Below are 25003 nucleotides of genomic sequence, written 5' to 3' on the forward strand. Positions count from 1 at the left end.
GACCGCATGGGGGAGGGGCCTTGAGTCAGAGCGAAGCAACGAAACGGCCGGCGCCGAACCACATCGCCATCATCATGGATGGCAATGGGCGGTGGGCGCAGAGCCGCGGCTTGCCTCGTTCAGCGGGTCACAAGGCGGGCGTTGAGGCTGTGCGCCGCGCCGTCAAAGCCGCTGAAAAACTCGATCTCAAATATCTGACTCTGTTCGGCTTTTCGACCGAAAACTGGAACCGTCCGCGCGCGGAGGTCGACGCCCTGTTCGATCTGCTGCGCCGCTTTGTGAACAGTGATCTGGAATCGCTGAAAGCGCGCAATGTGCGGATTCGAATTCTCGGCGCCCGGGAAAATCTCTCCGCCGACCTGAAAGAGATCGTCGAGCGGGCGGAAAACGAAACCCGGGACAATACGGGGCCGGTGCTGTCCATCGCCTTCAATTATGGCGGGCGCGATGAAATTGTTCGCGCCGCGCGGCGTATGGCTGACGCCGCCGCCCGGGGCGAGCTGAATGTCGAGACCATGGACGAGAGCGGTTTCGCGCGTTTTCTCGATAGCGCGGATCTGCCCGATCCGGATCTTGTCATCCGCACCAGCGGCGAGCAGCGGCTGAGCAATTTCCTCGTCTGGCAGGCGGCCTACGCCGAGTTTTGCTTTGCGGATGTGCTGTGGCCGGATTTTGCAGAAGAGCATCTGCGCGCCGCGATGGAAGACTATTGCAACAGGGAGCGTCGCTTCGGCGGCCTTTCACACGCTGCGGCTTGAGAGTCCCCTTCCGCCCAGACGCGGGAGGGATCCGGCGTTGCCGTTGCGGATTGCCTCCGCAGTGGTGCTGGCGCCGGTCGCGCTGCTGATCGCGTGGCAGGGCGGATGGGCGCTGGCCGGTTTCGTGACATTTTTTGCCGTGGCGATGAGCTATGAGTGGGTCAAGATGTCTGACCCCGGCGCGCCGCCGCGCGCCTATTCCATGTTTGCCGCGATTGTCAGCGGCGCTTCCGCCCTGGCGGGCGCCGACGCATGGCGCTGGGTGTTCGGGGTGATCCTGGTCGGCGCGTTTCTAATGGCGTTCGAGCGGGTGCTGCGGGGCGGCATATGGCGCGCCGCGGTCGGGGTGCCGTATGTCGGACTGCCCTGTGTCGCGATTATCTGGCTGGGCAACAGCGCGGCAGGTGGATTCTATGTCCTCCTCTATCTGTTCGTGGTCGTGTGGTCGGCCGACACCTGCGCCTATCTGACCGGAACCTGGATCGGAGGGCCAAAGCTCTGGCCGCGAGCCAGTCCGAACAAGACATGGAGCGGTCTGATCGGGGGGCTGGCCGCAGGCGCGGCCGCAGGGGCGCTGGGGGCGTCCATAATGGGCGTGCGGGAAGATGCGTGGATCTTCGCGCTGGTCGCCATCCCGATGGCCCTGGCGGCCGTGGGGGGAGACCTGCTGGAATCCGTGCTCAAGCGGCGCTTTGGCGTGAAAGATACCGGCACGCTGATTCCCGGTCATGGCGGAGTGTTGGACAGGGTGGACGCGCTGATTGCCGCCGTGCTGGTTTTCGCCAGCGTTTTGCTGATCCGTCCGGATCTTTTCCAACCGTTCCAGCAGGGTCTGCCATGACCAGCGTTTCCATTCTCGGCTCCACAGGCTCGGTCGGCGTCAGCACGCTGGACGTGATCAGGGCCGCCGGCGGCGATTATTCCGTTGCTGCTCTGGCGGCTGGCTGCAATGTGGAACGTCTGGCGGCCCAGGCGAAAGCGTTCCGCCCGGATTTCGTCGCGATCGCTGATGAAAGCCTTCTAACGCCTCTGCGCGAGGCTCTGTCCGGTCTTCCTATTGAAACCGGGGCCGGGGAGGCTGCGCTTATCGAGGCGGCGGGCCGGGGCGATGCGGTGGTCGCCGCGATTGTCGGCGCCGCCGGCCTGAAGCCCTCGCTCGCGGCCGCCCGGCGCGGCGCGCGTCTGGCCATTGCCAACAAGGAGTGCCTGGTGTCGGCTGGCGCGCTGTTCACGGGGGCCGTGAAACAGTCGGGGGGTGAAATGCTCCCGGTCGATTCAGAACACAGCGCCGTATTTCAGCTTCTGGAGGGACGAAAGCGCGATACCGTCCGCAAGGTGACCCTGACGGCTTCGGGCGGCCCGTTCCGCACATGGCCCAGAGAGAAAATCCTCGCCGCCGCTCCGGAAGACGCCTTGCGCCATCCTACCTGGGAGATGGGCGCGAAAATCACCATCGATTCCGCGACCCTGATGAACAAGGGGCTGGAACTGATAGAAGCCAGCGTCCTTTTCGGCATCGGCGATGACCAGCTGGACGTTCTGGTCCACCCGCAATCCATCGTGCATGCGCTGGTGGAGTTCACCGACGGCGCCGTTTTGAGCCATATGGGCGCGCCCGACATGAAGGGGCCAATCGCCTATGCGCTGAGCTGGCCGGCGCGGATAGCGGACGTAACGCCGCCGCTGGATCTCGCGGAAATCGGGTCGCTGACATTCGAGTCTCCGGATCCGTCGCGTTTCCCGGCGCTGGAACTGGCGCGGGCGGCGCTGCGGCAGGGCGGACATGCGCCCGCAGCGCTCAATGCGGCGAACGAGGTGGCCGTCGCCAGCTTCCTTGACCGGCGCATAGGCTTCCCGGATATTTCATCTGTCGTTCAGCGAGTTCTGGATAATCTGTCAGCGGGGCAGGATTTGAACGCCAGCGGCATGACGCTTGAATCCGTGTTGGAAATTGATGCGCGCGCCCGAAGCGCCGCCTCAGGCATCATCGCCGCCCGCGCGGCCTGACCAGTTCGAGGACACATGATCGATTTCATTCTCTCCGCGCCGATCTTCCTGCTGGCCTTTGTGGTGGTCATTTCCATCGTTGTGGTCATCCATGAGCTTGGACACTACTGGGTGGGCCGCTGGTGCGGGGTGACCATCGAATCCTTCTCCATCGGCTTCGGGCCAACACTTTTCGCCTGGACGGACAAGCACGACACGGTCTGGCGGGTCGCGGCGCTGCCGCTGGGCGGTTACGTGAAGTTTCTGGGCGATGCGGATGCGGCCAGCGCGCCGGATGCCGAAGCGCTTGCAACGCTGAAAGCCAAGGTCTCGCGGGAGCGCGGGCCGGACGCCGTGAAAGGCGTGTTTCATTTCCTGCCACTATGGCGCCGCGCGGCGATCGTGGCGGCCGGGCCGGTCGCCAATTTCCTGCTCGCAATCGCGATATTCGCTGGAATTATCATGACCGCCGGCGTCGCCACGACGCCCGCCATTGTCGGGACCGTCCTGGAAGATTCCGCCGCGGAAGAAGCTGGCTTCCTGCCGAATGACGAAATTCTCGCAATCGATGGGCGGGCGGTAGAATCGTTCACCGATGTCGCGCAGGTCGTGGCCCTGCGTGCCGGCGATCCGCTCCGTTTCGAGGTGTTGCGGGATGGCGAAACGATTACGCTGAACGCGACCCCGCGCCGGACCCAGCGTGAGGACCCGATCGGCGGGAAAATGTCGACCGGTGTTCTGGGCATTGGCCAGAACATGGAATTGAATCGCGAGCGCCATGGCCCCGTGACCGCAATCGCCATGGGGGCGGGGCAAACCTGGACTGTTGTGGCCACGACCGGCGATTATCTGGGACGCATCATCAGGGGCAAGGAGCCGGCGGACATGCTGGGCGGTCCCATCAGGATCGCGACCTATTCCGGGAAAACGGCGGTGGACACGCTGGCGATAGAGGCGGATCCGCTTCAGAAGCTTCAAATACTGGTTCTGCGGCTGATCAGCCTGGCCGGCGTTGTCTCCGTTGGACTGGGATTGATTAATCTTGTGCCCATCCCGGTTCTCGACGGCGGGCATCTACTGTACTACGCCTACGAAGCCGTGGCGGGCAGACCATTGAGCGAGAGGGCGCAGGCTTTCGGATTCAAGGTCGGCTTGCTGCTCGTGGCGAGTTTGATGTTGTTTGCCACGTGGAATGATTTGATCTATCTGCGCGGCTTCTTCTCTTGATAGCCGTCAAACTGTGGGGAGCGCCCATCCTGATGCTTTCTCGTGCGACACGCATGATTTCCCTGGCTTTCGCGCTTTGCCTAATGGCTGGCGCGGCCGGGGCGCAAGAACCTGCAGCGGAACCTGACCAGGGCGGCCAGACCGGCGCCGTCATGGAAGTGGATCCGGACACGGAAGCGCTGGTTGACCAGTCCGCGCCCGTGCAACAGCGGATCAACGGAATCGTCGTACGCGGCAATCAACGGGTCGAACCCAATACCGTTATCTCTTATCTCGCCCTTCAACCGGGCGATTATTACGATCCGGCGCGCGTTGACCTGTCGCTGAAAACGCTGTTTGCGACCGGCCTTTTCGCCGATGTCAGCATGACGTTCGAAGGCGGCAACCTGATCGTCGAGGTGGTCGAAAACCCGATCATCAACCGCGTGATTTTCGAGGGCAATAACGCGCTCGATACCGAAAAACTGACTGACGAGGTCGAGGTTGAGCCGCGGGCCGTCTTCACGCGCGCTCGTGTTCAGGCTGACGTGCAGCGGATTATCGAGCTTTACCGCCGCTCCGGCCGGTTCGCCGCCACGGTCACGCCGAAGATCGTGCAGCAGCCGCAGAACCGTGTGGATCTGATTTTTGAAGTGTCCGAAGGCCCTGTGACGCATGTGCGCCGCATCAACTTCATCGGCAACGAAGAATTCTCTGACCGGCGCCTCCGCCGGGTTCTGGTGACCGAAGAATCGCGTTTCTGGCGCTTCTTCTCGTCCAACGACAATTACGATCCCGACCGTCTGGAATATGATCGCGAACTCCTCCGCCAGTATTATGCGGACCGGGGGTATGCGGATTTCCGGGTCGTGTCGGCGCTGGCCGAGCTGACGCCCGACCAGAAGGGTTTCTACATCACCTTTACGGTGGAAGAGGGCGTTCGCTACGATTTCGGCGAGATCACCGTTGAAACCGAACTGGACCAGCTGTCCGCCGAAGGTCTGCGCGCCTTTGTCGGGATTGATAGCGGCGACCAGTTTGACGGCAGCGCAATCGAATCCGCGGTGGACTCCCTGACCTTCGCCGCCGGCACCTCCGGGTATGCCTTTGTCGATATTCGTCCGACGCTGAACCGGAACACCGAGGAACAGACCGTCGATGTCACGTTCGAGGTCTCCGAAGGCCCGCGCGTTTACATCGAACGCATCGAGATCGTCGGCAATGAGCGCACGCTCGACCGCGTGATCCGGCGTGAAATGCAGCTGGTGGAAGGCGACGCCTTCAACCGCATCCTTCTGGACCGTTCCCGCAACCGGATTCGCGCGCTCGGCTTCTTTGAAGAAGTCGAGATCGAGGAAACCGCCGGAACGATGGATGACCGGACGATCGTTCAGGTCGGCGTGACAGAACAGCCGACGGGCGAACTGTCCTTCGGCGCCGGCTTCTCTTCTGTCGACGCGTTCCTGTTCGACCTGCAGGTCAGCGAACGTAATCTGCGCGGCCGGGGACAATTCCTGCGCTTCCGCATCTCGGCCAGTTCGCGGCGTCAGACCATCGATATCCGGTTTACAGAGCCGCGCTTCCTGGGCCGGAACCTGGCGGCGGGCTTTGACCTGTTCTCGATCCGGACGGACTTCTCGGACGAAGCGAACTTTGAAAGCCAGTCCACGGGCGCCGCGCTTCGGGTCGGGTTCCCGGTGTCGCGCGACGCTTCGCTGGGCCTGCGCTACATTATCCGTCAGGACGATGTGGACGCCTTCTTCGGCGCGACAAGTTCGGTTCTGACCTCGCAAGGCGAAAGCCTCACCTCCCTGTTCGGTTACACGCTGCGCTGGGACAAGCGGAACGATCCCATTCGTCCGACGCGCGGCTTTGATGTGTCCCTCAGTCAAGATTTCGCCGGAATTGGCGGCGATGTTCAGTATCTGAGAACCGAGATGCAGGGCACGGTTTATCGCGGCATCTGGCGGCAGGTTGTCGCCAGCCTTAGCGGCGAAGCCGGCTACATCACGGGATGGGGCGGAGATACCGTTCGGATTAATGACCGTTTCTTCAAAGGCGGGAACAGTTTCCGCGGCTTCAAGGTGGCGGGCATCGGTCCGCGCGTTGTTCAGGAAGTCATGAACGAGGATGGCACGACCGAGCTCCGCTCGGGTCAGGCGCTCGGCGGCAAGGCGTACGCTATCGGCTCCGCGGAATTGCGGTTCCCGCTGGGCCTGCCGGAGCAGTACGGCGTTGAAGGCGGATTATTCTCCGAATTCGGCGTTCTGGGCGTTCTCGATGAAGCCGACAAGAATTTGACCGGACTTGGCGAAGACACGTTCATTGAAGACGAGCTGGGCTTCAGGGCCTCCGTCGGCGTCAGCGTATTCTGGCGCTCGCCCTTCGGCCCGGTCCGCTTCGATTTCTCAGAGGTTCTCGCCCAGGAAGAGTATGACCGGACTGAAAGCTTCCGGTTCAGCACAAGTACCCAATTCTAGGAAGGAACAGACATGTTCGTCAGAATCGCCGCGCTTACCGCGGCCATCTTCATCACGTTCGTCAGCGTGGCTTCCGCGCAGCAAGTGCTCACGCTCAATCGTGAACGCGTGCTGACGGAATCCGCCGTTGGCAAACATATTGCCACGCGCATCGAGGCGATTGGCGCTCAAATCGATCAGGAACTGGCCGCGCAGCGCGCCCCGATCGAGCAGGAAGGCCAGCGCCTGAATGCGGAAACCCAGGCGCTGACGTCTGAGTCCCTGCAGCAGCGGCCGGACCTCATGCAGCGTATTCAGGACCTGCAGACGCAAGGTCAGGAATTCCAGCGTGCGCAACAGAAGGCGATCCGCGAGCTTCAGGCGACCGAAGCGCAGGCTCTGCGTCCGGTCGGCGAAGCGCTTCAGCCGATCATCTCCAGCGTTGCGGAAGAACGCGGCGCTCTGGTTGTTCTGAATCAGGGCAATGTCGTCTATTCGGCGAACAGCACGGACGTGACTGCTGATGTCATCAGCCGTCTCGACGCGCAGCTGACGACGGTGGACGTCACGCGCGTGCGCCTGCCAGAACAGCAGGCCGCGCAAGCGCAGCAGCAGTAACAAAAACATTTCGCGGGTGAGCCGGTGCCGGTCGACGATCGCTTTTATGAACGCCTCGAACCGTTATCGATTGAGACACTCGCGGATTTGACACAGTCCCGGCTGGAGCGTGGATCCCGCGCTCCAGCCGTTTTGTCTGACGCGGACTCTCTTGAGCGCGCCGGCGAACAAACCATCGCCTTTTGCTATGGCGCAGAACCGTCGCGTACATTGCCTGAAACCGGCGCGGGCGCAGTGTTCATCCAGGAAGACCTGCTGGACGCCTGCCTGAAATCCGGCGCCAGCGCCCTGATCGTTACCCATCCTGAAGCGGCCTTTTCCAAGGCGCTGGGCGCGCTTTTCCGGCCGCGCGATATCTTCTTTCCCGATTCTCCCGTATCCGCCGGCGCGGATATCCATGAGACCGCAAGGCTGGCCCATGGCGTGGTAGTCGGGCCGGGCGCGTCCATCGGGCCGAATGTCGAAATCGGACCCTATGCCGTCATCGGGCCGGGCGTGGAGATCGGCGAGGGGACTCATATCGGCGGCGGTGCCCAGCTCAGCTTTTCGATTGTCGGCGCGAATGTGAGCATCGGCGCGAATGCGGTGATCGGCGGCACGGGTTTTGGCATTGTAGAAAGCGCCGAAGGGCTGGTGGAAGCGCCGCATATCGGCCGCGTCATCATCGGCCAAGATGTGCGCGTCGGATCGGTGTGCACGATAGATCGCGGGCGCCTGGACGACACCGTCATAGGCCGCGCCACCAAAATCGATAATCACTGCCATATCGCGCATAATGTCCGGATCGGCGAGCGCTGCCTGATGGCGGCTTTTGCCGGCGTTTCCGGCAGCTGCGTCATCGGCGACGGGGTGATGTTTGGCGGCCGGGTCGGTGTCGGCGACCATATTTCGGTGGGCGACAATGCCCGCCTTGGCGCAGACGCCGCGCTGATGCGCGATGTTCCGGCGGGCGAGACCTGGCTTGGGTCGCCCGCCAAGCCGGCGCGCAGTTTTTTCCGCGAGGTGGCGACGCTGGAGCGCCTGTCCGGCAATCGAAAGAAGGGCAATAAGTGACCGATCTCGATCGTAATGAACTGATGAAGTGGATACCCCATCGCGATCCATTTCTCCTGATCGATCACGCCGAAGATTTTCAGGAGGGCGAAAGCCTGACCGGGGTCAAGAATGTCACGCCTGACGAGCCTTATTTTCCGGGCCATTTTCCCGGCAAACCCGTCATGCCCGGCGTTCTGATCCTTGAAGCCATGGCGCAGACTGGCGCGGCGTTGGCTGCAAAGTCTCTGGATGTAGACCCGGCCTCCGGTGTCATATTGTTCGCCACTGTGGAGCGCGCCCGGTTCCGCCGTCCGGTCGCGCCCGGCGACACGCTGAAGCTGCCGGTCAAATTGCTGAATACGCGGCATGGCCTCTACAAATTCCAGGGCGAGGCCTGGGTCGGAGAAAACAAGGCGGCGGAAGCCAGTTTCGCCGCAAAGTTCGTGGAGGGCGCGCGATGAACGCTCCCCGTATTGATCCCACAGCTATCGTGGACCCCGCGGCCGAGTTGCATGACGGCGTGGTTATCGGGTCCTACTGCACGGTTGGCCCGCGGGTCACGCTCAAGCCGCGCGTCCAGCTGATCTCCCATGTCACCGTGTCAGGCCGCACGACAATCGGGGAAGACACGGTCGTTCATCCGTTCAGCGCGCTGGGGTTTCCGCCGCAGGATTTCAAGTACAAGGGCGAGGACACGCGCCTGATCATCGGCCAGCGCAACATCATCCGCGAACATGTCACGATGCATCCCGGCACCGGCGTCGGGCGCGGGGAAACGCGCGTCGGCGATGACGGCTACTACATGATCGGTTCGCACATCGCCCATGACTGCATCATCGGCGACCGTGTCACCTTCGCCAATAACGGCACATTGGGCGGTTATGTGCAGATCGGCGATTATGTGATGCTGGGCGGACTGGCCGCCGTGCATCAGCATTGCCGCATCGGCCGGCACTCTTTCGTCGCGGGCGGCGCCATCCTGACAAATGACGTCATTCCTTTCGGCATGGTCCAGGGCAATACGGCGCGTCTGGCGGGTCTCAACCTTGTCGGCCTGAAGCGCCGCGGATTTTCGCGCCAGACCATTCACGACCTGCGCGCGGCCTACCGCCTGCTGTTCGCGCGGGAGGGCACATTCAAGGAGCGCATCGCAGACGCCAAATCGCTGTTTGCCGACAGGCCTGAAGTCATGGAAATCGTCGATTTCATCAGCGGCGAGGCGGAACGCCCGCTCTGCCTGCCAGATCGGGATTAGCGTCATGCTCGGCCTGATCGCCGGCGCGGGAGAGCTGCCCGTCGCGATAGCTGACGGGACCGATGAGGAGATTTACGTCGTCCGTTTGAAGGGCCTCGCCGATCCGGCGCTGGAGGGCCGTCCGGGCGGGGAATTCTCGCTGGGTCAGTTGGGCGGCGTTATCGAGGCCCTGAAATCAGCCGGCGTCGCGCGGGTTATGTTTGCCGGCTATGTCGACCGGCCTGATTTTTCCACGCTCAAGCCGGACTGGCGCGGCGCCCGTGCCTTGCCGCGCATCATCGCCGCCGCCACGCGCGGCGATGATGCGCTGTTGCGCGCCGTCCTCGCCGAATTCGAGCGTGAAGGGTTCGAAATCGTCCCGGTCGAGTCCGCCCTGGAAACCCTGCTGGCGGAGCCTGTCCTGCTGACAGGAACAGAGCCTCGCGAGGCGGATAAAACCGACATTGAGACAGCGATTGCCGCCGCCCGCGCCATTGGCGCGCTTGATATCGGGCAGGCGGCTGTGGCTTGCGACGGTCTTGTCCTGGCGGTTGAGGCGCAGGAAGGCACGGACGCCATGCTGCGCCGGGTTGCCGGTCTGCCTTCGCGCTTGCGCGGATCCGCGGACCAGCCCCGCGGCGTTCTCGCCAAGGCGCCCAAGCCGGTTCAAGATCGCCGGGTCGACCTCCCGGCGATCGGCGTCCAGACCGTTCAGGGCGCGGCGGCGGCCGGACTGGCCGGCATCGCGGTGGAAGCGGGCGGCGCGTTGATCATCAACAAGGCCGCCGTCGCCGCCGCCGCGGACGCCGCAGGCATATTCGTCATGGGCGTTGCTCCAGACCGTGCGCGCTAGAAGCCCGCATATCTATCTGGTCGCCGCAGAGGCGTCCGGGGACGCGCTGGGCGCGGAACTGGCCGCGGCTCTGCATGCGCAAGCCGATGAGATTGCGTTGAGCGGCGTGGGTGGCGCGCGCATGGCGGGGCAGGGCGTGGAGTCGCTGTTCGATATTTCTGATCTGTCTGTCCTGGGCTTTATCGAGGGCATAAAAGCCTATCCGCGCGTTGTCCGGCGGGCGGATGAGACCGCGGAAGATATCGTTCGCGCCGCGCCTGACGCGGTCGTGCTGATCGATTCCTGGGGGTTTACGTTGAGGGTGGCGCAGCGCGTCCGGAAACGCGCTCCGCACATAAAGCTCGTGAAATATGTCGGGCCACAGGTCTGGGCGACGCGTCCCGGCCGCGCGCGCACGCTGGCGGATGCGGTCGACCATCTTCTGACCATTCACCCATTCGACGCGCCCTTGTTTGAAGATGAGGGGCTGAAGACCAGCTTCGTCGGCAATCCGGCGCTGTGGCGGGGTTCAGACTCCGGCGATGGAACATCGTTCCGCGTGACGCATGGCCTTGCGCCCGATGATCCTGTTCTGATGATCCTGTTCGGGTCCCGGAGCGCGGAGATCGAACGTCTTTTTGAACCTTTCGAAGCCGCGGCAGCCAGCCTTGTCGCGCAACAGCCGGGCTTGCGTCTGATCGTCCCGGTCGCTGACTCAATCAGACCGCTCCTCAAGCCCAGGCTCGCCGGAAGCCCCGCTTTGAGCGGGGCCATAGTGGTGGGCGAAAATGATCGCTATGACGCGTTCGCCGCCGCGGACGCGGCCATTGCCTGTTCCGGCACGGTAACTTCGGAACTGGCGCTGGCGGGCGTGCCCGCTGTGGTTGGCTATCGCCTCTCGCCACTGACCCACTTCATCGCAAAACGTCTGATGCAGGCGCCCTATATTTCACTGGTGAATATCGCGGCGAACGAAGAATTGATGCCTGAGTTCGTTCAGGATGAATGCACGGGCGAGGCGCTGTGCGCAGCGGCCCGGGACCTTCTGGGCAATGATGCGTTGCGCAATGAAAAGCGCCGCCTGCTGCGGCAGACGGCGCTTGAAATGAAAGGCGATGGCGCGCCGCCGTCAGAGACCGCGGCCCGCATCATTCTGGAACTGATCGCCTAGCGGCTGGAGAGCGCCGTGTAGTCGCGCTCCGTAGCGCCGGTGTACAGCTGGCGCGGACGGCCGATGCGCTGGTTCGGATCTTCCAGCATTTCCTGCCACTGCGCGATCCAGCCGACCGTGCGGGCCAGCGCAAACAGCACCGTGAACATGGAAGTCGGGAAGCCCATCGCTTTCAGCGTGATGCCCGAATAGAAGTCGATGTTCGGGTAGAGCTTCTTCTCGACGAAATATTCGTCTTCCAGAGCGATCTTCTCCAGCTCCATGGCGATATCGAGAAGCGGGTCGTCCTTGATGCCCAGCTCGCCCAGAACTTCGTGCGCGGTTTTTTGCATCACCTTGGCGCGCGGGTCGTAGTTCTTGTAGACGCGATGACCAAAGCCCATCAGGCGGAACGGATCGTTCTTGTCCTTGGCCTTGTCGATATATTCCGGAATCCGGTCGACGCTGCCGATTTCCGCCAGCATCTTCAGCGCCGCCTCGTTGGCGCCGCCATGCGCGGGACCCCACAGGCACGCCACGCCCGCCGCGATACAGGCAAACGGATTGGCGCCGGAGGAGCCGGCCAGACGCACCGTGGAAGTGGAGGCGTTCTGCTCGTGATCGGCGTGCAGCGTGAAAATCCGGTCCATGGCGCGGACCAGAGTCGGGCTTACTTCGTAATCTTCTGCCGGCACGGCAAAGCACATGCGCAGGAAATTTTCGGCATAGCTGAGATCGTTGCTCGGCGTGATGAAGGGCTGGCCGATGTGGTACTTATAGGCGCGCGCCGCGATGGTCGGCATTTTCGCGATCATGCGGTGGCTCGCCACCATGCGCTGATGCGGGTCCGTAATATCCGTGGAGTCGTGATAGAAGGCGGACAGCGCGCCGACAGCACCGACCATGATCGCCATGGGGTGCGCGTCGCGGCGGAAACCATTGAAGAACTGGTCGAACTGGGTGTGCAGCATCGTGTGGTGCGTGATGCTGTCTGTGAATGTGTCCAGCTCGTCGCCCTTGGGCAGCTCGCCATTCAGCAGCAGGTAGCAGACTTCCAGGAAGTTGGACTGTTCGGCCAGCTGATCGATCGGATAACCGCGATAGAGCAGGGTGCCTTCATCGCCATCGATGAAGGTGATCTTGGATTCACAGCTGGCGGTAGAGGCGAATCCGGGATCGAACGTGAACGCGCCGGAATTCTTGTACAGGCCGCGTACATCGACGACGTCCGGACCCAGCGTGCCTTTATAGACGGGCAGAGTGACGTTTTCGCCCTTCAGGCCGATCTTCGCTTCGCCGCCTTCTTTGATATTGCTTTCCATTATTCGTCCTCGTTCTGATGTCTGCGGCCCGAAGCGAGCCTCTCAAATTCTTATATCTGGTCCGAAATCCGGCCCAGGGATTCATCGCGGCCAAGCGCGGCCAGCGTATCTGACAGGTCCGGCGCGGGCGCGCCGGCGGTCAGTACCGCCCGCAGCGGCGCTCCGACCTTGCCGAAACCAACGCCTTCTTCTTCTGCGAATGCTTTCAACGCGTCGCCGAGCGCCGGCGCCGACCAGTCATCCAGCGCGCCCAGCGCGTCTTTCAGACGGTTCAGCCGTTTTTTTGCATCGTCATTCAGAGATTTGGCGATCTTTCCCGTGATCTCAAGCGGACGCGATGCAAACAGAAAGGCGGTCTGGTCCGCCAGTTCATTGATGGTTTTGGCGCGCGGCTTCAATGCGGGCATGGCGGCGATCAGCTGATCGCGTTTCTGCGCGGGATTTTTAGCGGCACCTACGGTTTCCAGGCGCGCAATAACCAGATCGGCAAGACGCGCGTCATCGGCGTCGCGCAAATGATGCGCGTTGACGCTCGCCATTTTCTCCAGGTCCAGACGCGGCGCGGCCTTGTTGATCGCATCCAGCGCGAAGACCTTGATCACCTCGTCATCGGTGAAAATCTCCTGATCGCCGTGCGACCATCCAAGACGCAGCAGGTAATTGCGCAGGCCTTCCGGCAACATGCCCATATCGCGATACGCTTCAACGCCCAGCGCGCCGTGGCGCTTGGACAGTTTGGCGCCGTCATCGCCGTGAATCAGCGGCACATGGGCGAAAACCGGCTTGTCCCAGCCCAGCGCATCATAGATTTGCGATTGCCTTGCCGCGTTCACCAGATGATCATCGCCACGGATGACATGTGTGATACCCATATCATGATCGTCGACGACGACGGCCAGCATATAGGTGGGCGTGCCATCGGCGCGCAGCAGCACCAGATCGTCGAACGTCTTGTTCGCGAACCGGACTTCGTCTTGCACTTCGTCATGAATGACCGTTTCGCCGTCATCAGGGGCGCGGAACCGGACGACGAAGCTTCCTTCGCCAGTGTCGTTGCGGTCGCGCCAAGGCGATCGGAAGGCATGGCCGGCTTCGTGTGCTCTGGCGCGTTCGGCGTCGGCTTCCTCGGGCGTCAGATAGCAACGATAGGCGCCGCCGCGCTCCAGCAATTCATAGGCGGCTTCCGTATGACGATCCTGCTGTTTCGACTGATAGACGGGGGCCTCGTCCGGGGACAGGCCCAGCCAGTCGAGGCCTTCGTGAATCGCGTCCACCGCCGCCTGGGTGGAGCGCGCGCGGTCGGTGTCCTCGATACGGATCAGGAATTTTCCGTTGTTCGCACGCGCGAACAACCAGTTGAAAAGCGCGGTGCGCGCGCCCCCGATATGGAGGAATCCGGTGGGCGAGGGCGCGAACCGGGTAACGACGGTTTCAGACGGCATAATCTCTTTGAGCTGTTGATGCCTGAGCGGCTTTGGCGCGGTTGATACCATGCTGTCGGGGGGATGGATAGGCCGCGGACGAAGCTTTGCCGCAGTGCAGCGTGACCGCCTCGGACCGCTTCGTGACCGCTTTGCCAGCGCCGGTTTCGGCGTCGATCCCTGTATTGGTCCGCCGGTCTTTATGGGGCTTGGCGTTATCATTTTTATGACGCGCCCCGCGGCCTTGCCTGTGGCGGTTATCATGCTTCTTATTGCCGGCGCGCTCGGCCTGCGTCTGGCGGCGCGGCGGCGGGTTGAACACCTGGCCGCCAGCTGGGCGTTGGCGCTCCTTGCATGGGGTTTGCTGGGCTGGGGCGCCGCTGCGTGGCGGGTGGACCGCGCGGCGGCGCCCGTACTGCCAGAATATGAACGGGGCTATGATGTGGCCGGCTGGGTTAGCCGCGTCGATCCCGGCCGGCGGCCGGGCGTGGTGATCGAAGTGACGGCGATAAGCGGCGTGGACGCCCCGCCGGAGCGCATCCGGGTGCGCACGCCGCGTCCCGCGCCGTGCCTCGGCGCCGGCGTTTCCGGGCGCATGTCACTGACCGCGCCGCCGGGGCCGGCGACGCCGGGCGGTTATGATTTCTCGCGGCGCGCCTGGTTCGATGGCATTGGCGGGACAGGCTTCACCTATGGCGGCATGAACGCCGCCGATGTGGAAACCCGGGGCTGGCAATCTGTCAAACGCCGCATTTCACGAATTCGGGGGCGTCTGGCCGACCGCATTCGCGACGCCGCCCCGAGCGGGTCCGGCGCCATAATCGCCGCGCTTCTGACGGGGGAGCGCAGCGGGATCGACAATCAGGACGCCGAGGCGCTTCGCGCCTCGGGGCTGGGGCACTTGCTGGCGATTTCCGGCCTTCACATGGCGCTTGTGGGCGGGGGCGTCTTCTTCGTGATCAGCCTGTCGCTTGCGCTTATCCAGCCGCTGGCGCGGCGCTACGATATCCGGAAACCCGCCGCCATGGCCGCCATTGCGGCCTCGGCGGTTTATCTGGTCATTTCCGGCGCGCCAGTTTCCGCGCAACGCGCCTTCATCATGTTGCTGGTGGCCTTTCTTGCGCTCATTTTTGACCGCCGGGCCTTGACATTGCGCAATGTCGCGGTCGCCGCCGTGATCGTCCTGTTCTTCACGCCGGAAGCTTTGCTTGAGGCCGGCTTCCAGATGTCATTTTCGGCCGCTGCGGCGCTGGTCGCGGCGTTCGATTTTGCTCGGGAGCGCGGCTCCGGTCGCAGGCTTCCCGCGCCCATCCAGTTTTTCTCGTCACTGTCAGCGACAAGCCTGGTCGCGGGCGCTGCGACCGCCGCATTTGCGGCCTTCCATTTCAATCGCTGGGCGGCCTACGGGCTGTTTGCCAATCTCGCCGCCATGCCGTTCTTCACGCTCTGGGTTATGCCTGCGGCCGTCATCGGTCTGGCTCTGACGCCGATCGGGCTGGATGGCGTGTTCTACCGGCTGGCCGCTTCGGGAATGGACGTGGTCCTGGCCGTGGGCGGGAAAACGGCGGAAGCGCCGCACGCGCTGGCCTTTACAGCGGCGGGGCCCGGTTGGGCGTTGGGCTTGTACTCCGCGGGTTTCATTCTGCTTGTGGGCGGACGCCGGCTGGCGCGCGTCCTTGGCCTGTTGGTCATGGCCGCCGCAGGTCTGGCGTGGAGCACCGCGCCCAAGCCTTTTCTCTGGATTTCAGATCAGGGCGTTGTCGCCGTGCGGGAAGGAGATGAGCTCTATGCCTCAAGCCTGCGTAGATCCCGCTATGGCGTGGACCAGTTTTCGCGGCGCTTGGGACAGGATCCGGAAAAACCGGTCCACGACCTCAAAACCCGCATGAATTGCGATGCGGACGCCTGTGTCGGGCAAATCTCCGGTATGAAAATCAGCCTCATCGAGCGCAGACGATCGCTGAAAGAGGAATGCCGGCAAGCCGATCTGGTGATTTTTGAAGAGCCCGCCGCCGCGCGCAGTGCATGGCTTTGCCGGGGCGAACTTTACGACGCGGTCCGGCTGACCCGCGCCGGCGGCGTTGCATATTACCGCAAGGGTGACGGTTTTCAGATCAAAACAGCGCGGGAATCACGCTGGAAGCCGCCGAAACCCTAGTTGTAGCGGCGCAAAAGACTGACCAGCCGCCCCTGAACCCGCACCCGGTCAGGCCCAAAAATCCGCGTTTCATAGGCGGGGTTGGCCGCTTCCAGAGCGATGGAGTCGCCCTTTTTCCGCAGACGTTTGAGCGTGGCTTCCTGATCGTCGACCAGCGCAACCACGATTTCACCCGTCTGAGCGGTGTCACAGCGCCGGATCACGGCAAAATCGCCGTTCAGGATTCCGGCCTCGACCATGGAATCGCCCTCGATTTCCAGCACGTAATGCTCGCCATCGCCCATCATGTCCGGGGAAACAGCGATACGGTCCGTCTCGTGCTGGATCGCCTCAATCGGCGTGCCGGCGGCGATCTTGCCGAGAATCGGTACGTCAATCGATGAAGTCCCGCGGTCGATATAGGCGCCGCCGCCTTCAATCACGTTGGGTTTGAAGCCTTTTTCGCGGGCCGCCCCGGCCTCCACAGATCCGTCCGGCATGCGCAGGATTTCCAGCGCGCGGGCCCGGTGCGGCAGACGGCGGATGAAGCCGCGCTCTTCCAGCGCCGTGATCAGCCGGTGGATGCCCGATTTGGAAGCAAGATCCAGCGCCTCCCGCATCTCGTCATAAGAGGGCGGCACGCCATCCCGATCGAGGCGCTCTTTGATGAAGAGTAGCAGCTCTTTCTGTTTTTTGGTCAGCATGCGAACCCCAAGAACAAATCAGAAACGTCGACTATGTTCTACTTGTGTTCTTTTTGGGGGTCAAGTGCTTGAGCCGACTAGGCGAGGAGGGCGCGTGTCGCGCTTTCCACATTCTCTTGCCGCATCAGGTGTTCCCCGATCAGGAACCCGCGCGCGCCGGCGGTCCAGAGACGCTGTATATCACCGCTATGTCGAATGCCGCTTTCGCCCACGAGGAAGGAATCGGGGGGGGCCTGCGAGGCCAGTGATTCGGTCGTTGCCAGATCGGTCGTGAAGGTTTTCAGGTCGCGATTATTGATGCCGAGCAGGGGGCTGGAAAGCGTCAGGGCGCGGTCAAATTCGGCCTGATCATGAATCTCGACCAGCGCGTCCATTTTCCATCGCCTGGCTTCGGCGATGAGGTCGGCGGCGAGGGCATCATCCACCGCGGCGAGAATGACCAGGATGCAATCAGCCCCCAGCGCGCGGGATTCCGCGACCTGCCACGGGTCGAACAGGAAGTCCTTGCGTAACGCAGGAAGCGGCGATTCCGCTCTGACGGCCATAAGATAGGCGTCATCGCCCTGAAAGCTCGGCCCATCGGTCAGAACGGAAAGGCAGGCCGCGCCGCCTGATTCATAGGCGCGCGCCAATGCCGGCGGGTCGAAATCGGCGCGAATCAACCCTGCGGACGGGCTGGCTTTCTTGATTTCACAGATCAGGGCGGGCGTTCCGCTTTGTGCTTTCTCGCGTAGCGCGCGTTCAAAGCCCCGCGGCTGAGAGGCGGTTTTGGCGCGCGATTCGAGTTCGCTTGCCGAAATCGCCGCTTTGCGCGCCGCGATTTCTTCCAGCTTATAGGCCTTGATCCGCTCCAGCGCGTTCATGAGTTGGATATCGCAATCAGGGAATCCAGCGCGCCGCGCGCCTTGCCCTCGTCAATGGAGGCGAACGCCATCTCCACGCCGTCGGTCAGATTGTTCGCGATTTCCGCGATAACCAGCGCCGCGCCCGCATTCAGCGCCGCAATATCGCGATAGGCGGAGCGTTCCCCGGCCAGCAGCGATTCAATCGCCCGCGCATTGTGCACCGGGTCGCCGCCCTGCAGGGCGTCAGGCAGGGAGCGTTTCAGTCCGGCGGCTTCCGGGGTCACTTCGAAATGCCGGATCTGGCCGTCTTTCAGCTCCGCCACGCGCGTTGTGGAGGTCGTGGTCAGTTCATCCATTCCGTCCGCGCCATGCACCACCCAGACACGGGTGGAGCCGGTGCGGCGAAGCGCATCGGCGATCGGCTCCAGCCATTTGGCGTCATAAACGCCCAGAAGCTGCCGCTTCGCGCCCGCGGGATTGCTAAGCGGGCCCAGCAGGTTGAAAAGCGTGCGCAGGCTCAGTGAACGGCGTACCGGGGCGGCGTGTTTAAGCGCGGAATGATGGGTCGGCGCGTAGAGAAACCCGACATTCGCCTCGTCTATACAGCGGCCGACGACGGCGTGATCGGCCTCTATATTGACACCCAGCTCAGCCAAAACCTGTGATGAACCGCTTTTGGAGGACACCGCGCGGTTGCCATGCTTGGCCACCCGCGCTCCGGCGCCGGCGGCAATCAGCGCCGCAGCGGTCGAGATATTGAAGCTGCCCGCCGCATCGCCGCCCGTTCCGCAGGTATCAATGATGTCGTGCGGGGTCTCGATGCGCGTTGCGCGGGACCGCAACACACGCACCCCGGCCTCGATTTCGTCGACAGTCGCATCCAGAATTCGCAAGCCCATGAGGAAAGCGGCGATCTGGGCGTGGTCGGCCGCGCCATCCATGATTTCGCCCAGCGCGGCCTCGACATCCTCCGCGGGCGCGCGTCGCCGGTCGGCATAGAGGCCAATGCATCTTTGAACCGCGCTCATGCCGCCGCCTTTGCCTGGCTGAGGTTCAGGAAATTCCGTAACAGGTCATGCCCGTGCTGCGTGGCGATGGATTCCGGATGGAATTGCACGCCATGGACGGGACGGGTCGAATGGCGAAACCCCATGATTTCCCCGTCCTCGGTATCGGCGTTGACAATCAGCGCTTCCGGAAGGTTGTCCCGCTCCACCGCCAGGCTGTGATAACGCGTGGCCGTGAACGGGCGGGGCAGGCCGTCGAAAACGCCGGTGCCGTCATGCCGGATCGTGCTGGTCTTGCCATGCATGATGGTTTTGGCCTGCACCACCTTGCCGCCAAAGGCCTGCCCGATGGCCTGATGACCCAGACAGACGCCCAGTATCGGCAGGGTTTCCGGGGCGGAGCGGATCAGGTCCAGACAGATGCCGGCCTGGTCAGGGCTGCATGGTCCCGGAGACAGAAGAATCGCCTGAGGCTTCATGGCCAGCGCCTCGGCGGCGGTCAGCGCATCATTGCGGCGGACCTCTACGTCCGCGCCCAGCTCCAGCGCATAATGGACGAGGTTGTAGGTGAAGCTGTCATAGTTATCGATCATCAGCAGCATGGCGTCACTCGTCCGAAAAGCGTTGCGCTTCCGCGGCGGCGCGGAACAGGGCGGCGGATTTATGCACGGTCTCCATGCGCTCTGTCTCCGGGTCGCTGTCGATCACCACGCCGCCGCCGGCGCGCACGTGAAGCTTGCCGTCTTTTACCACGCCCGTCCGCAGGGCGATGCAGGTATCCAGTCCGCCGTCAGCGGCAAAATACCCGACAGCGCCGGCATATACGCCGCGTTCTTCATCTTCCAGTTCATCAATGATTTCCATGGCGCGGATCTTTGGCGCCCCTGTCACCGTGCCGGCCGGAAAGCCTGAAAGCAGGGCGTCGATGGAATCCTTGTCCTTGGCCAGATAGCCCTGAACGGTTGAAACGATATGCATGACGTGGCTGTAGCGCTCGATCGCGAATTTCTCGATCACTTCCACTTCGCCGGCCTCCGAAACGCGTCCGACATCGTTGCGGCCGAGATCCAGCAGCATCAGATGCTCGGCGCGCTCCTTTTCATCGCGCAGCAATTCCTCTGCATGGCGCTGATCCTCCTCCGGCGTGGCTCCGCGCGGACGGGTTCCGGCGATGGGCCGGATCGTGACCTTGTCGTTGCGCACCCGGACAAGGATTTCCGGGCTGGAGCCGACCACCGAAAAATCGCCAAAGCGCAGATGAAACAGGAACGGCGAGGGGTTGAGACGGCGCAGCGCCCGGTACAGGGCGAAACTGTCATGCGGGAAGGGGGCCTCAAAACGCTGTGAAGGGACAATCTGGAACGCGTCCCCCGCCTTGATATAGCGCTGGGCTTCGCCAACGATTTCACGATAACGCGCCTCGGAAGTGCTGCTTTCAGGCGTCACCTCCATCGGGATGAAAGCCTGCTTTGCGCGGTCCGGCGGCGTGTTTTTCAAGGCTTCCGCCGCGTCTTCCAGACGCGCCCGGGCCTCATCCAGAGCCTTGTCGGACTTGCCCTCCGGCCCCGCCGTGGTGGCCAGGGTAATCTCATGCGCCACATTATCGAATATCGCCACGACCGATGGCCGGATCAGAATGGCGTCCGGCACATCCAGGGCGCGGTTATTTGTCCGGGGGAGGTTTTCCGCCTCGCGCGCCAGCGCGTAACCCAGATAGCCGAACAGGCCGGTCGCCATGGGCGGCATTCCCTCGGGCAGCTCAACCCGGGTCTCCGCAACGAGACGGCGGAGCGAATCGAGCGGGCCATCCTCCTGACGCGCCTCCGGACCGCCATTGCGGCTGATGAAGGCTGTCCGGTCGCGGACCGTCCAGACAAGGTCCGGCGCAAATCCGATTGCGGAATAGCGTCCGCGCCAGTCGCCGCCTTCCACCGACTCCAGCAGGAAGGACATGCCCTCGCGCCCCGCCAGCTTTAGATAGGTGGAAACCGGCGTTTCCAGATCGTCGACAATATGGGCGTGGACAAGCTGCCGCTTTCCGGCGGCGTGGCGTTCGCGGAACGCCGCCGGATCAGTCGCCAGCCGGAGCGTCATTGCGGAACGTCGTCGCCAAGCGCGAAGGCGATCTGGTCCGGATAGGTTTTCACTTCATATTGCTGCTGCAGCGCCAGCTGGAATTGCGTCAGAAGGTCCTGCGCCACTTCATTGGCCATTTCTTCGCGAGACGGGCTTTCCGCGCCCGGATCCACACTGATTTCACGCAGCGCCGCAACGGCCTGACCGCCCTGTGCGGACGGGGCGGTAACCACCTCGCCGGGGGCTGCCTCAAACAGCGCGCCGACGAGCCGCGGACCCGCCGCGCCGGCCGTCTGGCCGCGCGTGACCGTTACCGATTCCACGCTGGCGCCCGCGCCGATATCGGCGGCAATGTCGGAAAAAGCCTCGCCGTTTTCGGCTCTCTCAGCGGCTTCACTGGCCACGGCTTCCATATTTTCCTGCAGCTGTTGCGACCGCCAGACCTGCTCGGCGGCGGGGCGCGCCTCAGCCAGCGAGACAAGCTCCTCTGCATTGACCCGGTCCACGCGCACCACGGCAAACCCCTGATCGCCCAGGTCCTCCAGCGCGCTGGTTTCTCCCTCCTGCATCTGGAAAGCCAGTTCCAGCACTTGCGGGGCCGCCATAAGCTTGGCGAAGGTTTCGCCTTCCGCGCCCCGGCCTTGCCGTGTCACGGGGAGGTAGGACATGGCTACGATCTCCGCTTCCGTGGCGGCGTCCTCGATGGGCGCTCCGGCGCCGCGCGCATCCTCGAAGGCGCTAATTGCGTCATACATGTTTTCGATGGCCGTATCGGCGGCCAGTTCGCTCCGCAATTCGTCGCGAACGTCCTCGATGGCCGGGGTTTCGGCGTCCACGGCGGCGGTGACATCGACCACAGACCACCCAAAACGCCCCTCCACAACGCGCGCAGGGTCCTCGGCGGACATGGCGAACAGGGCGTCCGCAATTTCGCTGTCGACAATATCGTCCGCGCTTGCCGCTTCGGCCTGAACCAGATCCGCCTCGACGGAGTCCGCGACCGCCTCGGCGGTTTCTCCGTCATTGATGCGCGCCGCCACGGCGCTGGCCTCTTCCTCGCCCGGCAGCTGGATTTGGACATAGCTGCGGGTGGCGGCTTCGGCGAAGGAATCCTTTCGGAATTCGTAGAGTTCCTCGATCTGCTCCTCCGTCACGTCCACGGTCTGTTCAAAGTCGGACGGCGAAAGCCACGCAACGGTCACCGCGCGGCGTTCCGGTTGCGTGAATGCAGATTGATTGGAGTCGATGATGTCCTGAAGCTGCGCATCGGTCGGATCGCCGATTTCTTCCGCAAGGGAGGGCGCAAGGACCAGAACATCGGCGCGCCGGGATTCCCCGGCAAAGGCCTGACGCCGTTCCGCAAAACTGGCCGGCGCGCTTTCCCCGGCGGTAACGGCGCGGATCAGCTGTTGGCGGATAATGTCGCCGCGCACCGCGTCCTCGAACTGGCGTTCGGACATCTGCAGTTGCGCCAGCTGGGAACGGTATTGGTCGCGATTGAATTCGTTTCGAACCGGATCCCGGAAGGCTTCAATGCTCTGTATTTCTTCATACAGCGCGCGATCGGACGCGCCGAGGCCGAAATTGCCCGCCTGGGCGTCCAGTGACGCCATTGTGATCATCTCGCTGAGAATCTGGCGGTCCAGCCCCGCGTCGCGGGCGTCCTGCGCGGTGAAGCGGCCTTCATTCTGACGGGCGATGGTCTGGACCCGGCGATTGAACTCGTCAGAAAATTCTTGCGCCGTCACCTTTTCGGGGCCGACGACCGCGACAGCATCGCGGGGACCGCCGCGGAACATGTCATTAACGCCCCAGATGGCGAAGCTGAGGGCAAGAACGACAATAATGGGCGCGGCCCATTTCGATTTCGCGGCGTTGCGCAGACCAGCAAGCATCAATCATCCATTCGATTGCAGTTGAAGCGGCGAAATCTAGAGAGCGCGGCTCCACGGGGCAAGCCGCGCATATTGCCGGACGCATATGGCGCTGCTAGGCGTTCTCCGAAACAGACGAGGAACAACCATGACGCGAACGCCCCTGATCGCAGGGAACTGGAAAATGAATGGTCTTCAGCCTGCGCTGGAAGAGGCAAAAGCCATTGCGCAAGCCGCCGACAGCCAGGACGGGGCCGAAGTGCTGCTGTGTCCGCCGGCGACCCTGCTGACCGATCTGGCGCGCGCCCTTTCGGGCAGCCGCGTGAAAACCGGCGGTCAGGATTGCCATGCCGAGGAATCCGGCGCCCATACAGGTGACATCAGCGCGGAAATGCTGGCCGGGGCCGGGGCGGATTATGTCATCGTGGGCCATTCGGAACGCCGCGCAGATCATGGCGAGGACGACCTGACCGTGAAGGCGAAAGCCAAGGCTGCGCGCCGCGCGGGCCTCACGCCGATCATCTGCGTGGGGGAGAAGGAAGCCGAGCGCGCGAAGGGCGTGCATCTGGACGTTATCGAAATGCAGCTGGATGGCTCCACGCCCAAGAATCTGGCTGGCGACGAGCTGGTCATCGCCTATGAGCCTGTCTGGGCCATCGGCACGGGCCGTACCGCGGAGCCGCAAGACATCGCCGAGATGCACGAATTCATCCGCACGCGCCTGCGGCACATCATGGGCGAAGAGGCGGAGGGGGTCCGGATTCTCTATGGCGGTTCGGTGAAGCCCGGGAATGCGTCGGAGATTCTCGGCATCGACAATGTCGACGGCGCCCTTGTCGGCGGCGCGAGCCTGAAAGCAGCAGATTTCGGCCCGATCATAGCGAGTGCGCAATCGGAATAAGCGCCTGTAAAGACTTCTCGGTTTTAATCGGGCCAGAGACAGGAACCGGCCCGATTAGGATTGCATGGCTCAAGATCCCGAAAACCTCGCGCGCGTCGTACTTTTTGACCCGATCCGGCAGAATCTCCGGACGACGCGCTATGCGCTCTACGAACTCGGATTTCGTGAAATCGATACGTTTTCGGCGCTGGGAGAGGTGCGCGAACGCATTGAGGCGGCCGATGTCGACCTTCTGGTAATGGAGCCGGAGGACGATCCGAAGGTTTTCAACCTTGTTCGCGACATTCGCCACAGCCGTATCGGGCGCAATCCGTTTTCCGTCATCTTCCTGACCTGTTGGACGCGCGATCCGCAGAATATACGCCAGGCGCTGGAAAGCGGCGCGGACGACCTCATCGCGCGCCCCTTTTCGACCCGTTTTCTTGATGAGCGCGTCTCCGCTGCAATCGAACGCCGTAAGCGGTTCGTCGTGACCAGCGATTATATCGGCCCTGACCGCCGCAGCGGGCCGCGCGCAGGCGCCGCCGATCCGCGATATCTGAGCGCGCCCAACACGCTGAAGGCCGCCGCCAAGGGCGACTGGGAGGCGCTGGAAGCGACCTATCAGCATATCAAGACGGTACAGGAAGACGTCGCGAAAGAACGCGTACAGCGCTTGTCCGTACGCATTGCCGCGGACCTTGAAATTTCCAACCCATCTTCGCCCTCCGCCGAGATCTCGGTGATCAAGCAGGCCCGCGAGCTTGAGCGTCTGGCGGAGCGAGTCGGTCCGGAGACGGCAAGCATCGCCAAGGCGCTGACCAAATCCCTGACAGACGGGGAGGCGGGCGCACCCGGAAAGCGCTGGCGAGTCGCGCGCGAACTCGCGCACGGCGTTTGCGTATCCTCAGGCCATGGCGACTCTTCCGCCTCGGAGGAAATCGACCGGCTTGTGGGCAAGCTGCGTGAGAAACAGGATTCTGTTGCGAAAGATGGTGGCCTTGAGAAGCAGAAAGGCCTACATAGCGCCGCTTGAACCCGTGTAGCGGCCCCTCAAGCGTCTCAAGGTTCCCATGCATACCCTTCTACTGTTGATACATTTCTTCCTGTCCGCAGGACTTATCGGTCTGATTCTGCTGCAGCGCTCCGAAGGCGGGGCGCTTGGCATGGGCGGTGGTCCGGGCGGCCTTATGAGCGGCCGCGGCGCAGCCAGCCTGCTGACGCGAAGCACGTCGATTCTGGCGGCCGGCTTTTTCATCACCAGCATCCTGCTGACCGTTATCGGCAACCGCGGCGCGCCTTCCAGCGTGGTGGACCGGGTCAGCTCGCCGACAACGACTCAGGAAACGTCTCCCGCCGATTTCCTCTCCGAGGGAGAGGCGACGGAAAACGAGACGCCCGAGCCGGTGATTCCCGAACAAGAGTAGGCGAATTTCGCCATCCTGCGCGCCGCCGGTTC

Annotated in this window: 23 protein-coding genes; 15 read left to right on the forward strand and 8 right to left on the reverse strand. The window is 63.1% G+C overall.

From position 1 onward, the window contains the following. Positions 1 to 20 precede the first annotated feature (20 nt). The 11 genes from uppS to lpxB are packed head-to-tail and all read left to right on the forward strand — an operon-like array spanning position 21 to position 11299. Positions 21 to 758 carry an undecaprenyl pyrophosphate synthase gene (gene uppS / locus H2040_RS00995; protein WP_022697766.1) on the forward strand — a complete coding sequence of 246 codons (738 nt, stop codon included), beginning with the start codon at positions 21 to 23 and terminating at the stop codon, positions 756 to 758. 37 nt (positions 759 to 795) lie between these two features. After that, entirely contained in the window at positions 796 to 1599 is an 804-nt protein-coding gene (locus tag H2040_RS01000) for a phosphatidate cytidylyltransferase (protein ID WP_051122728.1), read from the forward strand. Next, positions 1596 to 2765 carry a 1-deoxy-D-xylulose-5-phosphate reductoisomerase gene (dxr, locus tag H2040_RS01005; protein ID WP_287153534.1) on the forward strand — a complete coding sequence of 390 codons (1170 nt, stop codon included), beginning with the start codon at positions 1596 to 1598 and terminating at the stop codon, positions 2763 to 2765. The genes H2040_RS01000 and dxr overlap by 4 nt, the downstream gene beginning before the upstream one ends. Before the next feature lie 15 nt (positions 2766 to 2780). Next, positions 2781 to 3971: a M50 family metallopeptidase gene (locus H2040_RS01010; protein ID WP_287153536.1), complete on the forward strand. Its 1191-nt coding sequence runs from the start codon at positions 2781 to 2783 to the stop codon at positions 3969 to 3971. A gap of 32 nt (positions 3972 to 4003) precedes the next feature. Beyond that, complete coding sequence (gene bamA / locus H2040_RS01015; RefSeq protein ID WP_287153539.1) at positions 4004 to 6430, forward strand: outer membrane protein assembly factor BamA; 2427 nt, start codon at positions 4004 to 4006, stop codon at positions 6428 to 6430. Positions 6431 to 6442: 12 nt separating this feature from the next. Beyond that, positions 6443 to 7027: an OmpH/Skp family outer membrane protein gene (locus H2040_RS01020; protein WP_022697771.1), complete on the forward strand. Its 585-nt coding sequence runs from the start codon at positions 6443 to 6445 to the stop codon at positions 7025 to 7027. Positions 7028 to 7051: 24 nt separating this feature from the next. Then, positions 7052 to 8080: a UDP-3-O-(3-hydroxymyristoyl)glucosamine N-acyltransferase gene (gene lpxD, locus H2040_RS01025; protein WP_287153542.1), complete on the forward strand. Its 1029-nt coding sequence runs from the start codon at positions 7052 to 7054 to the stop codon at positions 8078 to 8080. Between the two features lie 23 nt (positions 8081 to 8103). Further along, complete coding sequence (gene fabZ / locus H2040_RS01030; protein ID WP_353844765.1) at positions 8104 to 8523, forward strand: 3-hydroxyacyl-ACP dehydratase FabZ; 420 nt, start codon at positions 8104 to 8106, stop codon at positions 8521 to 8523. Next, on the forward strand, positions 8520 to 9317 hold the full coding sequence (gene lpxA, locus H2040_RS01035; RefSeq protein ID WP_287153546.1) for an acyl-ACP--UDP-N-acetylglucosamine O-acyltransferase: 798 nt from the start codon (positions 8520 to 8522) through the stop codon (positions 9315 to 9317). The genes fabZ and lpxA overlap by 4 nt, the downstream gene beginning before the upstream one ends. A 4-nt stretch (positions 9318 to 9321) precedes the next feature. Further along, positions 9322 to 10149 carry an LpxI family protein gene (locus tag H2040_RS01040; RefSeq protein WP_287153548.1) on the forward strand — a complete coding sequence of 276 codons (828 nt, stop codon included), beginning with the start codon at positions 9322 to 9324 and terminating at the stop codon, positions 10147 to 10149. After that, positions 10139 to 11299 (forward strand): lipid-A-disaccharide synthase, encoded by a 1161-nt coding sequence (lpxB, locus tag H2040_RS01045; protein ID WP_287153550.1) that lies wholly within the window; start codon positions 10139 to 10141, stop codon positions 11297 to 11299. The genes H2040_RS01040 and lpxB overlap by 11 nt, the downstream gene beginning before the upstream one ends. Here the strand turns inward: lpxB and gltA are convergent. Next, positions 11296 to 12600: a citrate synthase gene (gene gltA / locus H2040_RS01050; protein ID WP_022697777.1), complete on the reverse strand. Its 1305-nt coding sequence runs from the start codon at positions 12598 to 12600 to the stop codon at positions 11296 to 11298. The two genes, lpxB and gltA, sit on opposite strands and share 4 nt — an antisense overlap. A gap of 50 nt (positions 12601 to 12650) precedes the next feature. Further along, positions 12651 to 14042: a glutamate--tRNA ligase gene (gltX, locus tag H2040_RS01055; RefSeq protein WP_287153553.1), complete on the reverse strand. Its 1392-nt coding sequence runs from the start codon at positions 14040 to 14042 to the stop codon at positions 12651 to 12653. Between the two features lie 205 nt (positions 14043 to 14247). Between gltX and H2040_RS01060 the strand changes: the two genes are divergently transcribed. Further along, positions 14248 to 16179: a ComEC/Rec2 family competence protein gene (locus H2040_RS01060; RefSeq protein WP_287153555.1), complete on the forward strand. Its 1932-nt coding sequence runs from the start codon at positions 14248 to 14250 to the stop codon at positions 16177 to 16179. On the opposite strand, the gene lexA is transcribed toward H2040_RS01060, so the two are convergent. The 6 genes from lexA to H2040_RS01090 form a co-directional block, all read right to left on the reverse strand. Further along, complete coding sequence (gene lexA, locus H2040_RS01065; protein ID WP_287153557.1) at positions 16176 to 16862, reverse strand: transcriptional repressor LexA; 687 nt, start codon at positions 16860 to 16862, stop codon at positions 16176 to 16178. The two genes, H2040_RS01060 and lexA, sit on opposite strands and share 4 nt — an antisense overlap. 77 nt (positions 16863 to 16939) lie before the next feature. Then, positions 16940 to 17725 (reverse strand): indole-3-glycerol phosphate synthase TrpC, encoded by a 786-nt coding sequence (trpC, locus tag H2040_RS01070; RefSeq protein WP_287153559.1) that lies wholly within the window; start codon positions 17723 to 17725, stop codon positions 16940 to 16942. Next, positions 17722 to 18735: an anthranilate phosphoribosyltransferase gene (trpD, locus tag H2040_RS01075; protein ID WP_287153561.1), complete on the reverse strand. Its 1014-nt coding sequence runs from the start codon at positions 18733 to 18735 to the stop codon at positions 17722 to 17724. The genes trpC and trpD overlap by 4 nt, the downstream gene beginning before the upstream one ends. Further along, positions 18732 to 19316: an anthranilate synthase component II gene (locus H2040_RS01080; RefSeq protein ID WP_287153563.1), complete on the reverse strand. Its 585-nt coding sequence runs from the start codon at positions 19314 to 19316 to the stop codon at positions 18732 to 18734. The genes trpD and H2040_RS01080 overlap by 4 nt, the downstream gene beginning before the upstream one ends. Before the next feature lie 4 nt (positions 19317 to 19320). After that, complete coding sequence (gene trpE, locus H2040_RS01085; RefSeq protein WP_287153565.1) at positions 19321 to 20808, reverse strand: anthranilate synthase component I; 1488 nt, start codon at positions 20806 to 20808, stop codon at positions 19321 to 19323. Beyond that, a complete protein-coding gene (locus H2040_RS01090; RefSeq protein WP_287153567.1) occupies positions 20805 to 22685 on the reverse strand; it encodes a peptidylprolyl isomerase in 1881 nt (626 codons plus the stop codon). The genes trpE and H2040_RS01090 overlap by 4 nt, the downstream gene beginning before the upstream one ends. Positions 22686 to 22812: 127 nt before the next feature. On the opposite strand from H2040_RS01090, the gene tpiA reads away from it, so the two are divergent. The 3 genes from tpiA (at position 22813) to secG (ending at position 24971) form a co-directional block, all read left to right on the forward strand. Next, a complete protein-coding gene (gene tpiA / locus H2040_RS01095; protein ID WP_287153569.1) occupies positions 22813 to 23565 on the forward strand; it encodes a triose-phosphate isomerase in 753 nt (250 codons plus the stop codon). A gap of 64 nt (positions 23566 to 23629) precedes the next feature. After that, positions 23630 to 24580, forward strand: coding sequence for a response regulator transcription factor (locus tag H2040_RS01100; protein ID WP_287153571.1), 951 nt, complete (start codon positions 23630 to 23632; stop codon positions 24578 to 24580). 37 nt (positions 24581 to 24617) lie between these two features. Continuing rightward, a complete protein-coding gene (gene secG, locus H2040_RS01105; protein WP_022697788.1) occupies positions 24618 to 24971 on the forward strand; it encodes a preprotein translocase subunit SecG in 354 nt (117 codons plus the stop codon). Positions 24972 to 25003 lie beyond the last annotated feature (32 nt).

This window comes from Euryhalocaulis sp., assembly GCF_013911995.1.
In the GTDB taxonomy this organism is placed as follows: Bacteria; Pseudomonadota; Alphaproteobacteria; order Caulobacterales; family Maricaulaceae; genus Euryhalocaulis; species Euryhalocaulis caribicus.

Bases quoted from the DNA above. Each gene is read 5' to 3' on its own strand.
- dxr (WP_287153534.1), top strand. From the start codon at position 1,596: ATGACCAGCGTTTCCATTCTCGGCTCCACAGGCTCGGTCGGCGTCAGC.
- H2040_RS01010 (WP_287153536.1), top strand. From the start codon at position 2,781: ATGATCGATTTCATTCTCTCCGCGCCGATCTTCCTGCTGGCCTTTGTG.
- bamA (WP_287153539.1), top strand. From the start codon at position 4,004: ATGCTTTCTCGTGCGACACGCATGATTTCCCTGGCTTTCGCGCTTTGC.
- H2040_RS01020 (WP_022697771.1), top strand. From the start codon at position 6,443: ATGTTCGTCAGAATCGCCGCGCTTACCGCGGCCATCTTCATCACGTTC.
- fabZ (WP_353844765.1), top strand. From the start codon at position 8,104: ATGAAGTGGATACCCCATCGCGATCCATTTCTCCTGATCGATCACGCC.
- lpxA (WP_287153546.1), top strand. From the start codon at position 8,520: ATGAACGCTCCCCGTATTGATCCCACAGCTATCGTGGACCCCGCGGCC.
- H2040_RS01040 (WP_287153548.1), top strand. From the start codon at position 9,322: ATGCTCGGCCTGATCGCCGGCGCGGGAGAGCTGCCCGTCGCGATAGCT.
- gltA (WP_022697777.1), bottom strand. From the start codon at position 12,600: ATGGAAAGCAATATCAAAGAAGGCGGCGAAGCGAAGATCGGCCTGAAG.
- gltX (WP_287153553.1), bottom strand. From the start codon at position 14,042: ATGCCGTCTGAAACCGTCGTTACCCGGTTCGCGCCCTCGCCCACCGGA.
- H2040_RS01060 (WP_287153555.1), top strand. From the start codon at position 14,248: ATGACGCGCCCCGCGGCCTTGCCTGTGGCGGTTATCATGCTTCTTATT.
- lexA (WP_287153557.1), bottom strand. From the start codon at position 16,862: ATGCTGACCAAAAAACAGAAAGAGCTGCTACTCTTCATCAAAGAGCGC.
- trpC (WP_287153559.1), bottom strand. From the start codon at position 17,725: ATGAACGCGCTGGAGCGGATCAAGGCCTATAAGCTGGAAGAAATCGCG.
- trpD (WP_287153561.1), bottom strand. From the start codon at position 18,735: ATGAGCGCGGTTCAAAGATGCATTGGCCTCTATGCCGACCGGCGACGC.
- H2040_RS01080 (WP_287153563.1), bottom strand. From the start codon at position 19,316: ATGCTGCTGATGATCGATAACTATGACAGCTTCACCTACAACCTCGTC.
- trpE (WP_287153565.1), bottom strand. From the start codon at position 20,808: ATGACGCTCCGGCTGGCGACTGATCCGGCGGCGTTCCGCGAACGCCAC.
- H2040_RS01090 (WP_287153567.1), bottom strand. From the start codon at position 22,685: ATGCTTGCTGGTCTGCGCAACGCCGCGAAATCGAAATGGGCCGCGCCC.
- tpiA (WP_287153569.1), top strand. From the start codon at position 22,813: ATGACGCGAACGCCCCTGATCGCAGGGAACTGGAAAATGAATGGTCTT.
- H2040_RS01100 (WP_287153571.1), top strand. From the start codon at position 23,630: ATGGCTCAAGATCCCGAAAACCTCGCGCGCGTCGTACTTTTTGACCCG.
- secG (WP_022697788.1), top strand. From the start codon at position 24,618: ATGCATACCCTTCTACTGTTGATACATTTCTTCCTGTCCGCAGGACTT.